A 13,678-nucleotide genomic window follows, 5' to 3' on the forward strand; every position below is an offset into this window, starting at 1 on the left:
AATATATGCAGAGAAGGGATTCGAATATCCGGAATGATGCCTGATATAGAAAAGAAAATTTCCTGATCTTTGCAACCGAAATTCCAACAATATCATTCTAAACCGTGGGACACACGGGGATAGCTCGCTTATGCTTTGCCCTATCGGGCAATCGAACGAGAAGCCCCCACTTCAAGCGTTAGCTAAGTGGTGGGAGCATGTCACAATCAGAAATAAAGATAACGCCACAACCACCAAAACGATGACCAGGCGTCTTACTTTCGTTTTCATGAAACAACTGTTCCTTCCAATAACATACTGGTTTCTTGTTACATTATAGCAAAATTTTTCATTAATAGAAAGGAAATCGAGAAATTCTGACAAAAACAGAGGTCAAACAGTAGTATTTTTCATCTGTCTGACCTCTATGTTGTTTATTGTGTGATCCAGTCACCACGGTAGGTTTTCACGCTATTTTCGGTGGTCCAGATTTTGTATGGGTAGGAACCGGTTAACGCCGTATCATACGGATAGGTTGCCGGTTCTGCTTCTGTAGCATAGCGGAGAATGGCTTCCATGGAAGCTTCACCAGGGATACATTTGGCTGCATCCGCATCCGGCCATGCGGAGCCAACCGCCTGCATGGTGCCAAATTCACTGCGCCAGATATATGCGCAATCCTGAATTATCCCAGGGAACGCACCACCTGTTTCATTCCAGCCCTCCGTCGTCTGTCCGATCAGGATTCCGGTTCTCCAGGATACTGGCATTTTCTTTATGGTTCCGCCAAAATAGCTTTGCATAAGTTCCAGCCCGGCCGCATTCTGGTGACAGCCGATCAGGCCGCCAGTTGCTGTTCCCGCTGCCCGCACACCAGCCATACTGAAGCTGTTCACAATACGCAGCGGTCCATTTCCCAAACCAATCAGACCGCCAACATAGCCATCTCCAGCCACATTGATCTGCGAGTCGTTGAAAACACTGCTCTCAGTTCCCTGATAAGCATGGTTTCGTCCTGCCACATAACTGTTCCAGATAGCCACTTTGTTCAGATCTGTTCCAGAATATCCGGAAAGCTCCAGATCTCCGATCAGACCGCCCGTCGGTTTCTGCTTCTTCGTTCCATCTACATACCCGGAAAACATGCAGTTTGTGATCTGCATGGTACTGTCTGCCTTTAAACTTCCCACCAGACCACCTGTGGCTCCGTATCCGCCGTTCATCATCCCTCCTGCCAGTGCGTTTCTTCCATATACAGATACATTTTCCATGGTAAAATCATGGACATCCACAAGCGCGGCAATGCCTCCGGAATTGCTGTTGGAACGAATGCTCATGTCATCACCGTAAACATGAACATTCTTCAGATGCAGATACTCCCCTGTGGATACATTTCCCCACTGGGATACACACGCATTGGCAATCACAGCTGCCGCCCCCTGACTTGATTCCATATCAGGATCTTTCAAATTTAAATTGCTGATGGTAAGATGCGGACTTTTCTGGAACAATCCTGCACCTTCATTTCCCCAGGTCAGCCCCTTTACCAGCAGTTTGGAGATCACATGACCATTTCCCTCGTAGCTCACCATATCGGTATTTCCAATCGGCCAGAATGAACTGTTTTCTGCCTGTGGAGATTTGCCCATATAGAGTTTTACCTCACCATAAGCTTCTGAAATTTCTTTGCAGTATGGATCTTCCACCTCATCATTCTGAAGTTCTGGATCCTCCTGCCACAGGATGTCTGCATCCTGAACTGCATAAGTAATCGGAATATATCTCCGGTTGCTTGTTTTCATGTTTGTGCAGAGATTCAGATTCACCAGATGTCTCGCATTGGTAATATGCGCAGTATACACGCCATTGTTATTATCCACACTTGCAAACAGACTGTTGCATGTAATTGGAACATCATCCTCAGTCCAGGTACGAATTTCCTCATAACGGCGAATATCCACATCTTCGCCAGCCACCAGTGTCTGCGTGTCATCTCCGGACAATCCGTTATCCCACAGATTCTGATAGGACGATGCCGGATACGACAGATCATCCAGATACAGACGAATTGTCACTTTGCCATCCTCACCAACAATCCGCTCAATCCGCTTGCCATTTTCATTGTTCACCTTCGGATCAATGGATTTGAAGGTCAGATTTCCGGACAGATCACCGGAGTTCGTAAAGTAATAGGTAGAACCGGAAGCGTCCGTTCTGACTACATAATACATGGTCTTCCCGCTGATCTTACCTGTCACCGCAAAGGTCAGGTACTTCACGTCTGTCCCCGTTATTTCCAGTGGATAATCTACCCACAGGCGGTTTCCATTGTGCGGTCCATCTGTAGTCGGCTGAGGTTCCTCTTCTTTAAACTCCTGCCAGTCCCCCACATGCACGGTGCTCAGGCCCGGGAGACCTGCGGTGGATGCGGATGGATCCTGCTTGTTTAAGCGGAATACGGTCGGCATCGGGTAGACGGCGCCTAAAGTTTTATCGTACGGGTAAGCCTTGTTTGCCTCGGTCAATTCCTTTCCGAAAAATGACTTCAGGCTTTCCGGATAGACCACTGCTTTCTGCCCATTGACAATAGCAGCGGTATAGCAATAGGAATACTGCTCCTGATCTGCCGCAGCGCCCGGTAAAATTGCGGAAGCCGGGCTGATGGAAAGAGCCACAAATGCCGCCCGCTTCTGATCATCTCCTGCTTCCGGGATGGTCAGCTTTCCGTCTGTTCCTTCTGTTGGAACTGCCACATCGCCGTAGTGTCTGCCGTATACAGAGGCCGCTACATAGGTATGGCTGATGGTGCTGGAATCCGGGAGCAGAGCCGCCAGGCCGCCCGCGTAGCTATCGCGGGATACAATATTAAAACGGCCCTGAACCTGGTCATAGGCATCTGTGGTGTTTGTCCCCGGAAGCGGATCAGTCAGGAATTTTCCGTTTGCCGTATGACCGCCCACATAGCAGTTGTCAATATCCACCGGGCGGGTTCCGCGGGCCGCACCGATCAGGCCGCCTGCGTAATCCTGGGCATCCACATAAACCGCCGCCGCGCTGTCGGAAATCTGAACACTACCCTGGTTCACCGCACCGATCAGGCCGCCTGCGATCCCGTAAACAGAGCGGATCCGGTATGTTTTCTCCGTTTCTGCCGGAAGATCGGCCGCCGTGCTCTGGTCATCCTGGGCAGAAAAGCCCGAGCGCCAGGTATTGGCCGCCATAGTTTTGGTGATGGTGAGCGCTTTTCCGCTGAAATCTCCGATGACCGCGCCAGCGTCAACCTCTTTTGTGTCGGTTGCCTGTTTTCTGGTGACTGAAAGCACCATTGGATACTGGATCATGACATTATCTACCGTGATGTTCAGATCCGTGCCGCTTCCGGCACCGATCAGCGCGCCGCCGCTTGCTGCCGAAGTAATATCTGCTCCTGCTATGGTCAGGCGGCTTACTGTCAGATCCTTTTTCACCGTGCCGAACACTCCGCCCGACTGGGATCCGGTAGTCTTTACCGGGATATTCGCAATGGAATAGCTGTTTCCATTATAATGTAAGGCAAACTGCGGTTCTACCGGGGCAAAAAAACCGGCCCCGGTCTTTTTGCCATTTTCACGATAATAAACCGAAGGCGTATCATTCCCACTCAGTTCCTTAATCGAGGAACAAAAATCAGGCCAGGATACCGGCTTCTGCTGCAGCGCCATGTACTGCGCCGTTCCGTCCCCTCCTGTCTGCGGCTCAAGTCCCAGTTCAGAACCATCACTGACCGGATTGAAGCCGGAAATCCGATAATCCAAATTCTCCAGATGGCGGATATTACCGATCAGCACCTTATCCGTGCGCTTTCCCTCAAACAGGCTGTTCTCCTGCCTGGAAGCACTGGTCACTGTGGAACCGGCTTTTCCATCCAGAAAAGCCTGGACATACAGGCGGATGTCTTCTCCCGGAATCAGGCGTCTGGTATCCTCAAAATTTACAATGCTGCCCACTTTATTCAGGTCCGCGAAATGCTGGTTTTCCGTAGTGAGATCATCTAAAATGACCCGGTATCCGCCTGACAGCAGCTGCGCCTGTACCCGGCTGCCGGAGTTTCGCAGATTTATCCAGCCCTTTGCGCCGCTGGAAAGTCCTTCCAAATATAAGCGGATCTGATAGGAGGAAGAATTTCCAACCGTCTTTCCCATATTCGGATCACCGACATAAGCATACAGCATACCGGCATTCACAATCGTGAGATCCGGTGTTTCCAGCGCGGAGTCCGGATCAATAGACGGATTCTTCGCAGAATCCCCGCCATAATATCCCACCGGCTGTCCATGTCCCGCAAAGGCATCGTTCATACCCGTGTAATGTTCCCGTTTTTCCGGGTCTGCGGCAGCCTCGGATAGCAGGGTACTCTCAATATCACCCTCCACAAATACGTAGCGGTCCGAATACCAGACGGCACGCACCGCACCGTTTCCCGGCTCATAGAAAATCAGGTAGCTTCCGTCTGTCCGCACGGTCTCGTCAATGGAGCCAAACGGCAGGAGACGGTTTCGGATTTCGCCGCAGCGTTCCGCCTCCCCGGGTTGATACAGGACACAGTATATGCCATCCTGCCCTTCTGCCTGAAACAAAATGCCAAGTTTTTCTTCCGCGCCGGATTCCCCAGCCTGGTCTAACAGCCGTTCAAAGGTCCCCTCTGCCATGGAAAGGCTGAGCTGGTTCTGGGCCGCCAGGAATATCTCTTTGGCAGTCTGGTCCATCTCCAGCCTGCGGAGCCTGCTCTGGTAACGGATGGCCGCAACAAAAGAAACACCGGCCAGAATCATGATGATGGCAATGACCACCAGAAATTCCGCCAGTGTAAACCCGCCCTTTCTCTTTTTCTGCCTGATTGCTGTGTCGTTCATTCCTCGTTATCCTCCAGATTTACAGCCCGCACCGTCAGTTTTTCCAGCGATGCCGCCGCCACACGGTCCTCTTTGCTTCCGTCTTCTGTCTTATAATAGACCGCCAGATCTTTCACGGTAAAACAGCCGTCCGAATAAATATAGCTGTCGAAATCTGTGTAAAAGAGATTGCCCATAGCTGCTGATGACAGAAGCGGCACTTTGGAATCCGCGCCCTCATAAACACGACAGATGCCAAGCTCCGGATCGGATTCCAGATGAAGCCACACATTATTCTGACCGCTCTGGAATTCCCAGCCGTCCGTTCCACTGTCCTGCTCATCCAACGCCCCGGACAGTTCATCGGTCAAAAGTTCCGCCGTCATGGCAAGTACCTGCCGGGCCTCCGATTTTTCCTGTGTCTTGCGGTAGGCATCCTTCACAGCCACCACACCGCCTCCAATCGACACCGCCGTCATGGCCAGGATTAATACGGCTGCCAGCATTTCGGTCAGCGTCATGCCGCTTTCCGAGGACAGGCGCTGTTTTATGCAATTATCTATTCCGTGGTCCCGGAATTCTCTGCGCATTTTTCTTTTCTCCATGTTCTGTACACTTGCGTTCTCTTTTAATTCATCCGCCGGTAGCGGTAATTTTTTTCGGTGTTTGCGGCATCTTCCGCCTCTGAGCCTCTGATCACTTCTGAATAAAGCTGTACCTGATACCGGCCCTTTTTCGTATGTCCGGCGTCCCTGCTTCCCTCCGGGGCAGCAAGATTCCAGGAAGAGGTTTCATGTTCCAGAACAAGCTCCGCAGTGCCATCTTCTGCCTCACCGGCCTGGTCTTCCAGCAGATTGCGACCCGCGTAATAATCCTGAAACACGGTGTTCCCCCTCTGGATCATGCGCCGCGCCGACATCAGAGCCGTGGCGAACATGGTCAGGCCAAGGGAAATAACCAGAACGGAGACCAGAAGTTCCGCCAGCGTTTCCGCCTTTTTGGCCCCCAGCTTCTGCCGGATCCTGAAAAACTTCTGCTTCATCACGTTCCCTCCTCCGGATGGATTTTCTCTATAGTGCCGCGTTCCCAGCGGATGGTGGTCCGGCGTGTGGTTGTGGTTTTTGTCCACGAATCGGTCACATTACCCTCGTCATCCGTCTCTTCGTGTTCTTCTACTTCCACATCGACATCTTCCTGCACCTGTGCCGGAACTGTAAGTTTTCTCTGGCACAGGTCTTCCGGATGATCCGCATCCGTTGCCGCATCGGAAATCACCGCCGTAATGCGGTAATCCGCATCCATGGAAAGCTGCACGGAGGTTTCCAGCGCAGTTACCGGAACGGTCTCTGTCCCCTCACTTTGTTCCACGGAAACCGGAATGGTTGTCTCCTGATCCGTTTTATCACCCACGCCAGAAGCATTTTCCCGGTCAGTCAGCGGATTGTCAAAATATCGGATCATATTATCCAGAACCGAAGGGTCTGTGTCTGAGAAGCGAACCCAGGAAGACTCCTGATTTTCTTTCTTTTCCTGCCCTACATAATAATAGTCCAGGGTATCTTCGATCTCGCCACTGTTCGACCACTCAATCATAACCTCTTTGATCTTCACGATATTCTCCGCGCGGGTCAGTTCGTCACGTAAAAAAGCAGCAGTCGACTCCACGGCAAACCGTTTCTGGTCTGCTGCCGGAACCTGCTGCATCTTCCCGGCCGAAGCCGAAGCGGAAGCCAGGATCACCGATGCCCCGACTCCGCACAGTACAAAAAACAGGATCGCAGCCACCAGACTGGCGCCGTCTTCCTTCTTTAATGTTTCTGTCAATTTTTTCATGTATTATTCTCCGAGAACGGCCTCTGCAGCGGTCTCAAGCTCGGAACGGGACAGGCTGGAGAGATCTGCGTTCGCCAGACCGCCCTGCTGCTTCTCGGGCTCCTGTTTTTCCGTGATTCCGTTTAAATTCTCTGCCCCGTACTCCGTCTCAATGTAGGTCATGGCAAAGGAAACGGAAACCCGGCCGCTCTTGATATTCGGATTATGGTCCGCGTTCGTCAGGGATTCACTGCTGACTGCCACATCGTGAACCAGACTGCGGCATGGCCCGTTCAGAATTTCACTCATCATCTCCACCGCATTGTCATAATTGTCCGCGGTGAAGGAAATGGCAATGTTGCGGCGAAGGGTCGTTCCGTCCTCCTCCGGCTCGGAAAACTGGAAATTGAAATCATAGGCGCGTCCGAAAATGCGGTTTAACTCATCCAGTTCCTTCTTGAAATTGTTGTAGGACGGCACCTCCGGCACGCCAGCGGCCTTGTTATCCGCAATCTCTGCCTTCATGGTTTTGATCTTTGCCGCGCGCATCTGCTCTAACTCCATCTGGCTCTCCAGCTCTGTGGTATCAGCCGCCGCGATCCGCTCCTGGATCGGACGGTAAATGAATCCGTACCAGCCTCCAAGAAGAAGCAGCGCGACAATCACCAGAATCGCAATCTTTTCCCTGCACGTCAGCACATAACTTAAGATGGATTTCATTGTTCTTCCCCACTCTCTCCTGGTTTATAGAAATATACCGTAATGTCTGCCTCCGCTTCCTTCGTCAGAGCCAGCGCCGAAGTCTGCGTCTCATCTCCTCCCACGTTTTCCAGGGAAGCTGTCACGTAATACACGGCACCATCCTGCTCAATCTGCCCGATCAGCTCAGAAAGCACCGTTCCCCGCGGCAGTACACAGGAAATGTCCATCTCTTCCGCCGTGATGGAAACAGAATCGATGGTCTTGCACAGCGGGAAAATGGTATTCTTTAAAGTTGCAAGCATCTGCAGGCGGTCCGGAATTGCCCGCTCCTCGTCACTCTGCCAGGAATTGCCATAGTGGGCATATTCCGCCTGAACCTCCGGCAAAATGTTGTTGGCACGCTGAATGCTTTCCAGCTGTTTTTCCATTCTCTGATAGGTCAGTTCCGCGCTCTCTGCTTCCTGCAACGGTTTCCTCACGCCAAACAACACGAAGAAATGCACCGCAACCATAAATACGGCAAAACACAGAAGCTGTGCCGCGATCTTACTCTTTTTGAACTCACGCTGATACAGATTGATGCGCTTTTTGTCCGGATATTTTGGACCGCCGATCTGCATCTTCGCGATGGATTTTAAATCAGACACGTTTCTTCCTCCTTACCCAAACAATACGCCATAAGTCTGCGGACTGTCGATCCAGTCTGGCATAGTCTCCTCGGAAACCTCCGGAAGCAGCGTTCCGATGCTCTTTACCGGAATGTCCAGAGTGTCACTTATGGTATCGATGAGCGCCTTGTAGCGGGCGCCGCCTCCGCAGTAATAGAAGCTGTCGATGGTATTGTTCGCGTTGTTGAAGCTGTAGAAGTTTAAGACTCGCATGGCCTGTACGGCGATGGTACGGTAGCGGTCTTTCAGGATTTTGTCCATCTCCCGGCGGCTGTCCGCGTTCCAGAAGGACTCGTCCACTTCAATGCCCAGCTCTTCGACCTTTTCCTTGTCTCCGCGTCGGATCAGTTCAATCTCCTCACAGCCCGGCTCCATGGTCCGGGTGATGTCGTAAATGCCGTTCTTAAAGAAATGAATGCGCAGTGCCTTGGTTCCCAGATCCAGTACGGCGTAATCTTTTTTTTCTTCCTGTGCGTTCTCTTCCTTTTGATGCTCTTCCTCATCGGCCTGTTTCATCTGCGCCTGCTCCAGAATACGCTCCAGGCCGACCACAGCCGGGACCAGACCGACCAGCTTTAAATGCGCCATCTTTGCCAGCTTCTGGAACTGCTGACAGAGTTCCTTTCTGCAGGCCGCTGCCAGAATATCCAGGGACTCCTCTGTCCGCTCGATCACACCATAGTCAAACTGATATTCCTCAATCTGGTTGCCGATGTAATCCTGAAATTCATAAGGAAGGTTCAGCTTTAACTGGTCCACGGTCATCAGCGGAAGGTGGAACCGTTTGACGTATGTATCATCCTGCTGCAGTACAAACACCACATGCCGACAGCGGATGTCATGCTCCCGCAAAACGTCCTGTATAAACTCCGCGTAAGGCTTCATATCTGTGTAATATGCGGAATCGATGCGCTCTGAAATGTATTTTTTCAGCTCGCCCCGCTCCATGTACGCAATTTTCACGCGGTAATGTCCAATTTCAATACCCAAACAATTTTTCATCTGATATACTCCATATCATTATTTAAAACAGACCTGTGTACCATTCAGTCACAATTCGCCCATATAATACCATAAAAAAGCAGGCTGCCGCAATAGCAGGGCCGAACGGAATGCGTTTCTTCTTATAGAAAAGCGCAAACACAAGCCCCAGAAGGCAGCTTAAGATCAGATAAAACAAAATTTCCCAGGCGGAACCCAGATAAAGCCCGGTCATAAAAAACAGTTTGATATCCCCGCCGCCCAGGCTTTCCTTTCCGGTCAGCTTGTCAAACAGAAGGGATAAGAGCAGCATACCGCCTGCCAGCGCTGTTCCCAGAAGCAGACCACGCAGAAGCACACGCAGCGGATCTGGCAGAAACCAGACTGTCACCAGAAATACCAGACAGCCCGCAAGCTGCAGCCGGTCCGGGATGATGTAGCGGTGCAGATCCGTGAGACTCATGGTCAGAAGAATAACTCCGAGCAGGATTCCCCGCAGACTGAGCACGGAAATATCATAGCGGTACACCACCAGGCAGCAGCCAACTCCCGCCAGAAGCTCCGTGAAAAAGCACTCTGCCGGAACCTTCGCGCCGCAGTAGCGGCAGCGGCCCTTTAAGAAAAGCCAGGAAAGCAGCGGAACCAGATCCGCCGCCCCCAGCACATGCCCGCAGCTGTCACAATGAGACCGCCCCGAAAGGGCTGACTCCCCGGTAAGCAGGCGCGAAGCCAGACAGGCTGAGAAGCTGCCGAGGCAGGTGCCAAGGAGGAAGGTTACTGCGAGCATGTAGATGGTGAAACCAGTGCTGATATGTAACATTGCAGTTCTCCTTCCTTATTCTTCCAGTCGTTTTCTTCTATACCTGTTTCTTCTATGTAACCCTTAAGAAGCGCTGCTGGAACCTGCGTTCGGACCAAAAGGATTGCTGTTGGAGCCCTTATATCCAATCTCATCCGCATCGGTATAATAAGGCGCGGTCTGTATCATCGCGCTGTTTCTTTCCGTCATGTCCTTCGCGTTTCCTACATAGATGATAATCTTATCACAGACCTTCGTTTTCGCCTGATCACTGAAGTATCTTCCCCAGGCGTTGAAATTCTGCGTTTTTCCATCGTATGTGTAAGTAGCATTGTTAAAGCCTTTTCCGGATGCACCGATCTCGATTGCTCCGGACTTTACGTCATATACAAAATAGGAAACATCCGTATCGTTTTTGACGGTGGTCATGTCCAGTTTCGAGGTGTCATCGTATAGAGCCGCCACAACCGCTGCTCTCGCCGCACGGATGTTGGCTTTGTTGGCCGCAATGATGGCCTTTCTCCGCTGTGCTGTAAATATCGGAATGCTGACTGCCACCAAAACGCCTATAATAGCAACCACCACAAGGAGTTCCGCCAATGTAAAACCAGATTTATTTAACTTCGATAATTTTTCTCTCATGTTTTCCCCCTTGTAATCAGATTCTATGGTAATCTACTACACTCTTATTGAGCAAAACCGGGCATCTTTTTTCCATATAGTAAAGAGAGGATGGGAAACCCCATCCTCTCATCCACTGTATGTGGTTTCAGAATTATTTTACATAAATAACTACACTACCATCATCCTTAGTAGTATCAACACCTGTATTGTTATTGGATTCTACAGTAGATGCCTTAACAGAAACCTCGATTTCTGTATAACGTTTATCATCGTCCGCTTCGTCAATGGTTTTTACATTTGCATCGGTAAGATTAAGTTTAACAATGGACTTTGCAATTCCATTGTTTAAATCGTACTCATAGTATTTTTGACCAGTTTCACCATCAGTCATATACTGTGCAACTGCTGCTGCCTTCGCAGCTCGCATGTTTGCCTGGTTAGTTGCCTTTCTTGCCTTACCCAGCTGAGAGGTAAACACCGGAATAGAGATTGCAACCAGAATACCTACGATTGCTACTACTACCAGCAGCTCTGCCAGGGTAAAACCTTTTTTGTTCTCACGGAACTTCTTCAGTAAGTTCTTCATAAAAATCATACTCCTTTGTAAACTTTTTATTTCTGAACGGGACTTCTGCGTCCCGTATCATTCTGTTTCCTTTGCTGTAACGCTCCCACTCACACTCCCGGACCTTACATCAGATCGTACATGGTGAAGATTGGCAGATAAATGGATATGACAATGATTCCCGCAAAGATGGACAGCAGCACCAGCAGTGTCGGCTCCAGCATGGCTAAGAGTCGTTGCACCCGGTAGTCAGCCTCGTTGGTGTAATAGTCAGCCACGTTCTCCAGGGTTTCTTCCAGCTCACCGGTTTCCTCTCCCACGGCGCACATGTCGATCATGGTCTGTGGGAAGCACGGTTTGCCTCTCAGACAGTCGGAAAGGGTCCGGCCCTGTTCAATGCCTTCCTTCATGGAACGGACTTCGGTTTGGAATAACGCATTGTCCATGACCTTGGCTGTGGTGTCTATGGCCTGATCCAGCGTGATACCGGCTGCCAGAAGCACCGACATGGTGTTTGCGAACTGAGCTGCCGCGTTCATCCGGTTGATGGTTCCGATCAGCGGAAGCTTTAACGCAAGCTGTGCTTTCTGAATCTTGCCGTTTTCCGTTCTGCTGTAGGTTGCGGAAAGAAGTTTCAGTCCCAGCAGCACGGCCAGCATCAGAATCCACCACTTTGCGAAGAAATCTGAGGTACCGATGAGCATTCGGGTGATCAGCGGAAGCTCTCCGCCCAGATCCGCGAATACATCGGCCAGTGTCGGAATCACCTTGGCCATAACCACAATGACTACCACCACCGCTATGGCAATGACAAACATCGGGTAGGTCAGGGCGCCTTTGATTTTTTCGGTGGTCTTGTAAGCCTTGTCGTAAAACTTGTATAAGCGGTCGAAGGACTTGTCCAGCGTACCGGACTGCTCTCCCGCACGGATCGTCTCAATAAAGGTTAATGGAAACCGCTCCTGATATTGTTCCAGCGCAGCCGCTACGGTGCTGCCCGCAGCAACCTCTTTCCCAGCTTCTTCCATAACCTTGCGCAGCCGCTTGTCGCTGCACTGCCCGGCCAGCATCTGCATGGCTCTTGCCACGGACATACCGGAACGAAGCGTAATGGCAAACTGGGAACACAAAATAGAGAGGTTCTTGGCACTGATTTTTTTATTTCCAATCTCCGTTTCCAGGATATTAGCAGTTTTCTTTTTCTCGGCCTGACGGCTGATACTTAAGAGTACCGGGTAATTGTCACGGATTCGGGATGCAGCCGCTGTCTGATTTTCTGCCTGAAGCACTCCGCGGACTTCTTTCCCGTCCCGGCCGAGCGCCCGATATGAAAAATTCGGCATTGTTTTTTCCTCCAAACCCTAACATTACCAAAACTTTATGAGAATCACAAGAGCTTTTAGCACTCTGTAACGTAATCTTAACATCAGCAGAATTGTTTGTAAAGAAAAGCATCAGGTGCTGTATGGATTGTACTAAAAAAAATACATTTTTCATGACAAAAACTGCCGCAAAAAAGAAAAAAGACTTGCAAATTTTCCGCAACCACTCATATCATTCCGCTGTATAAAAGGAAAAAAGCAGAACCCCATCCAAAATGGCAGGATTCTGCTCACTTCTAAAACATCATTAAACTTTTGCTCATCTCGCCCGGGTCATCCGCTGCCTCCACCGCGGTCTCCGGCATAATGATTCCCTTGTTTGCCAGCTCCAGCAGGAAATGATCCATCGTTACGGAACCATCCTTCGCTCCGGATAGCAGATAGCTCTGCATCTGCGGGGTCTTGCCATCGCGGATCAGATTTCTGATGGGCGGCGTAATCATCATGAGCTCGCAGGCGGCGGCGCGGCCACGGCCTGTAGCTCTCGGCACCAGCTGCTGAGCCAGCACGGCACGCAGAGTCATGGACAGCTGCAGGCGGATCTGGGGCTGCTTGTTCTCCGGGAACACGCCCACGATTCGGTCAATGCTGTCCACCGCGGAATTGGTGTGAATGGTGGAGAATACCAGATGGCCGGTCTCCGCTGCCATCAGCGCCGTCTCAATGGTCTCCGGGCTTCGCATCTCTCCGATGAGAATAACATCCGGGTCTTCCCGGAGCGCCGCGTACAGTCCGTGTTCATAATCTTCCACGTCCATCCCCACCTCTCTCTGGTTGATGATGGCACGCTGCGGCGTGTATACATACTCGATCGGATCCTCCAGGGTGATGATATGCAGCGGGCGGTTGCGGTTGATCTCGTCCAGAATTGCCGCCAGCGTGGTGGATTTACCGCTTCCGGTCTCACCGGTCACCAGCACAATGCCCTTGTTCCAGCGGGAAAACTGGCGCACCGCCTGGGGCAGCCCCAGATCCTCCAGCTGCGGAATCGTGTTGCTTAAGATTCGAAGCGCCGCGGACACGGAGCCCTGCTGGCGGAACAGGTTGATTCGGATGCGCCGCCCTGCGATGGTGGCAGAAAAATCCAGCTGTCCGATCTCTGCTATTCTTTTTAAATGTTCTCCCGCCAGCTGACGGCCGTACTCCTCGCAGTCCTCATGGGACAATACGCCCTCGGTCAGAGTCATAACCTGTCCGTCAATGCGGCATTTGGGCGGAAGGCCCGCGATCAGATGCACATCCGACGCGCCTTCCCCTGCTGCCATTCCAATCAAATCTTCTATATTATACATAGG

12 protein-coding genes are annotated in these 13,678 nt (G+C 51.1%); all 12 read right to left on the reverse strand.

The window, feature by feature from the left end; translation table 11 throughout:
• Positions 1-413: 413 nt before the first annotated feature.
• The 12 genes from WMO41_RS06355 to WMO41_RS06410 all read right to left on the reverse strand — a co-directional run bounded on the left by WMO41_RS06355 (position 414) and on the right by WMO41_RS06410 (position 13,675).
• Positions 414-4,871 carry a type II secretion system protein gene (locus WMO41_RS06355; protein WP_349229018.1) on the reverse strand — a complete coding sequence of 1,486 codons (4,458 nt, stop codon included), beginning with the start codon at positions 4,869-4,871 and terminating at the stop codon, positions 414-416.
• Positions 4,868-5,455 carry a PulJ/GspJ family protein gene (locus WMO41_RS06360; protein ID WP_349229019.1) on the reverse strand — a complete coding sequence of 196 codons (588 nt, stop codon included), beginning with the start codon at positions 5,453-5,455 and terminating at the stop codon, positions 4,868-4,870. The genes WMO41_RS06355 and WMO41_RS06360 overlap by 4 nt, the downstream gene beginning before the upstream one ends.
• Positions 5,456-5,478: 23 nt before the next feature.
• Positions 5,479-5,892, reverse strand: coding sequence for a hypothetical protein (locus tag WMO41_RS06365; protein WP_349229020.1), 414 nt, complete (start codon positions 5,890-5,892; stop codon positions 5,479-5,481).
• Entirely contained in the window at positions 5,892-6,683 is a 792-nt protein-coding gene (locus WMO41_RS06370; RefSeq protein ID WP_349229021.1) for a hypothetical protein, read from the reverse strand. The genes WMO41_RS06365 and WMO41_RS06370 overlap by 1 nt, the downstream gene beginning before the upstream one ends.
• A gap of 3 nt (positions 6,684-6,686) precedes the next feature.
• Positions 6,687-7,382 carry a hypothetical protein gene (locus WMO41_RS06375; RefSeq protein ID WP_349229022.1) on the reverse strand — a complete coding sequence of 232 codons (696 nt, stop codon included), beginning with the start codon at positions 7,380-7,382 and terminating at the stop codon, positions 6,687-6,689.
• The gene (locus WMO41_RS06380) at positions 7,379-8,011 is read right to left on the reverse strand and encodes a hypothetical protein (RefSeq protein ID WP_349229023.1); all 633 of its coding nucleotides are present in this window, start codon (positions 8,009-8,011) and stop codon (positions 7,379-7,381) included. The genes WMO41_RS06375 and WMO41_RS06380 overlap by 4 nt, the downstream gene beginning before the upstream one ends.
• 12 nt (positions 8,012-8,023) lie before the next feature.
• On the reverse strand, positions 8,024-9,034 hold the full coding sequence (pilM, locus tag WMO41_RS06385; protein ID WP_349229024.1) for a pilus assembly protein PilM: 1,011 nt from the start codon (positions 9,032-9,034) through the stop codon (positions 8,024-8,026).
• A gap of 22 nt (positions 9,035-9,056) precedes the next feature.
• On the reverse strand, positions 9,057-9,833 hold the full coding sequence (locus WMO41_RS06390) for a prepilin peptidase (RefSeq protein ID WP_349229025.1): 777 nt from the start codon (positions 9,831-9,833) through the stop codon (positions 9,057-9,059).
• A 63-nt stretch (positions 9,834-9,896) separates the two neighbouring features.
• The gene (locus tag WMO41_RS06395) at positions 9,897-10,454 is read right to left on the reverse strand and encodes a prepilin-type N-terminal cleavage/methylation domain-containing protein (RefSeq protein ID WP_349229026.1); all 558 of its coding nucleotides are present in this window, start codon (positions 10,452-10,454) and stop codon (positions 9,897-9,899) included.
• Between the two features lie 133 nt (positions 10,455-10,587).
• Positions 10,588-11,022: a type IV pilin protein gene (locus WMO41_RS06400; RefSeq protein ID WP_349229027.1), complete on the reverse strand. Its 435-nt coding sequence runs from the start codon at positions 11,020-11,022 to the stop codon at positions 10,588-10,590.
• 104 nt (positions 11,023-11,126) lie between these two features.
• Positions 11,127-12,344: a type II secretion system F family protein gene (locus WMO41_RS06405; RefSeq protein WP_349229028.1), complete on the reverse strand. Its 1,218-nt coding sequence runs from the start codon at positions 12,342-12,344 to the stop codon at positions 11,127-11,129.
• Positions 12,345-12,619: 275 nt separating this feature from the next.
• Positions 12,620-13,675, reverse strand: a complete 1,056-nt coding sequence (locus tag WMO41_RS06410) for a type IV pilus twitching motility protein PilT (protein ID WP_349229029.1) — start codon at positions 13,673-13,675, stop codon at positions 12,620-12,622.
• Positions 13,676-13,678 lie beyond the last annotated feature (3 nt).

It is taken from the genome of Ventrimonas faecis, assembly GCF_040096075.1.
Lineage (GTDB): Bacteria > Bacillota > Clostridia > Lachnospirales > Lachnospiraceae > Brotaphodocola > Brotaphodocola faecis.

Coding starts and splice junctions, on each gene's coding strand:
- WMO41_RS06395 (WP_349229026.1), bottom strand. CDS start 10,454: ATGAGAGAAAAATTATCGAAGTTAAATAAATCTGGTTTTACATTGGCG.
- WMO41_RS06360 (WP_349229019.1), bottom strand. CDS start 5,455: ATGGAGAAAAGAAAAATGCGCAGAGAATTCCGGGACCACGGAATAGAT.
- WMO41_RS06370 (WP_349229021.1), bottom strand. CDS start 6,683: ATGAAAAAATTGACAGAAACATTAAAGAAGGAAGACGGCGCCAGTCTG.
- WMO41_RS06400 (WP_349229027.1), bottom strand. CDS start 11,022: ATGAAGAACTTACTGAAGAAGTTCCGTGAGAACAAAAAAGGTTTTACC.
- WMO41_RS06410 (WP_349229029.1), bottom strand. CDS start 13,675: ATGTATAATATAGAAGATTTGATTGGAATGGCAGCAGGGGAAGGCGCG.
- WMO41_RS06405 (WP_349229028.1), bottom strand. CDS start 12,344: ATGCCGAATTTTTCATATCGGGCGCTCGGCCGGGACGGGAAAGAAGTC.
- pilM (WP_349229024.1), bottom strand. CDS start 9,034: ATGAAAAATTGTTTGGGTATTGAAATTGGACATTACCGCGTGAAAATT.
- WMO41_RS06375 (WP_349229022.1), bottom strand. CDS start 7,382: ATGAAATCCATCTTAAGTTATGTGCTGACGTGCAGGGAAAAGATTGCG.
- WMO41_RS06365 (WP_349229020.1), bottom strand. CDS start 5,892: ATGAAGCAGAAGTTTTTCAGGATCCGGCAGAAGCTGGGGGCCAAAAAG.
- WMO41_RS06390 (WP_349229025.1), bottom strand. CDS start 9,833: ATGTTACATATCAGCACTGGTTTCACCATCTACATGCTCGCAGTAACC.
- WMO41_RS06355 (WP_349229018.1), bottom strand. CDS start 4,871: ATGAACGACACAGCAATCAGGCAGAAAAAGAGAAAGGGCGGGTTTACA.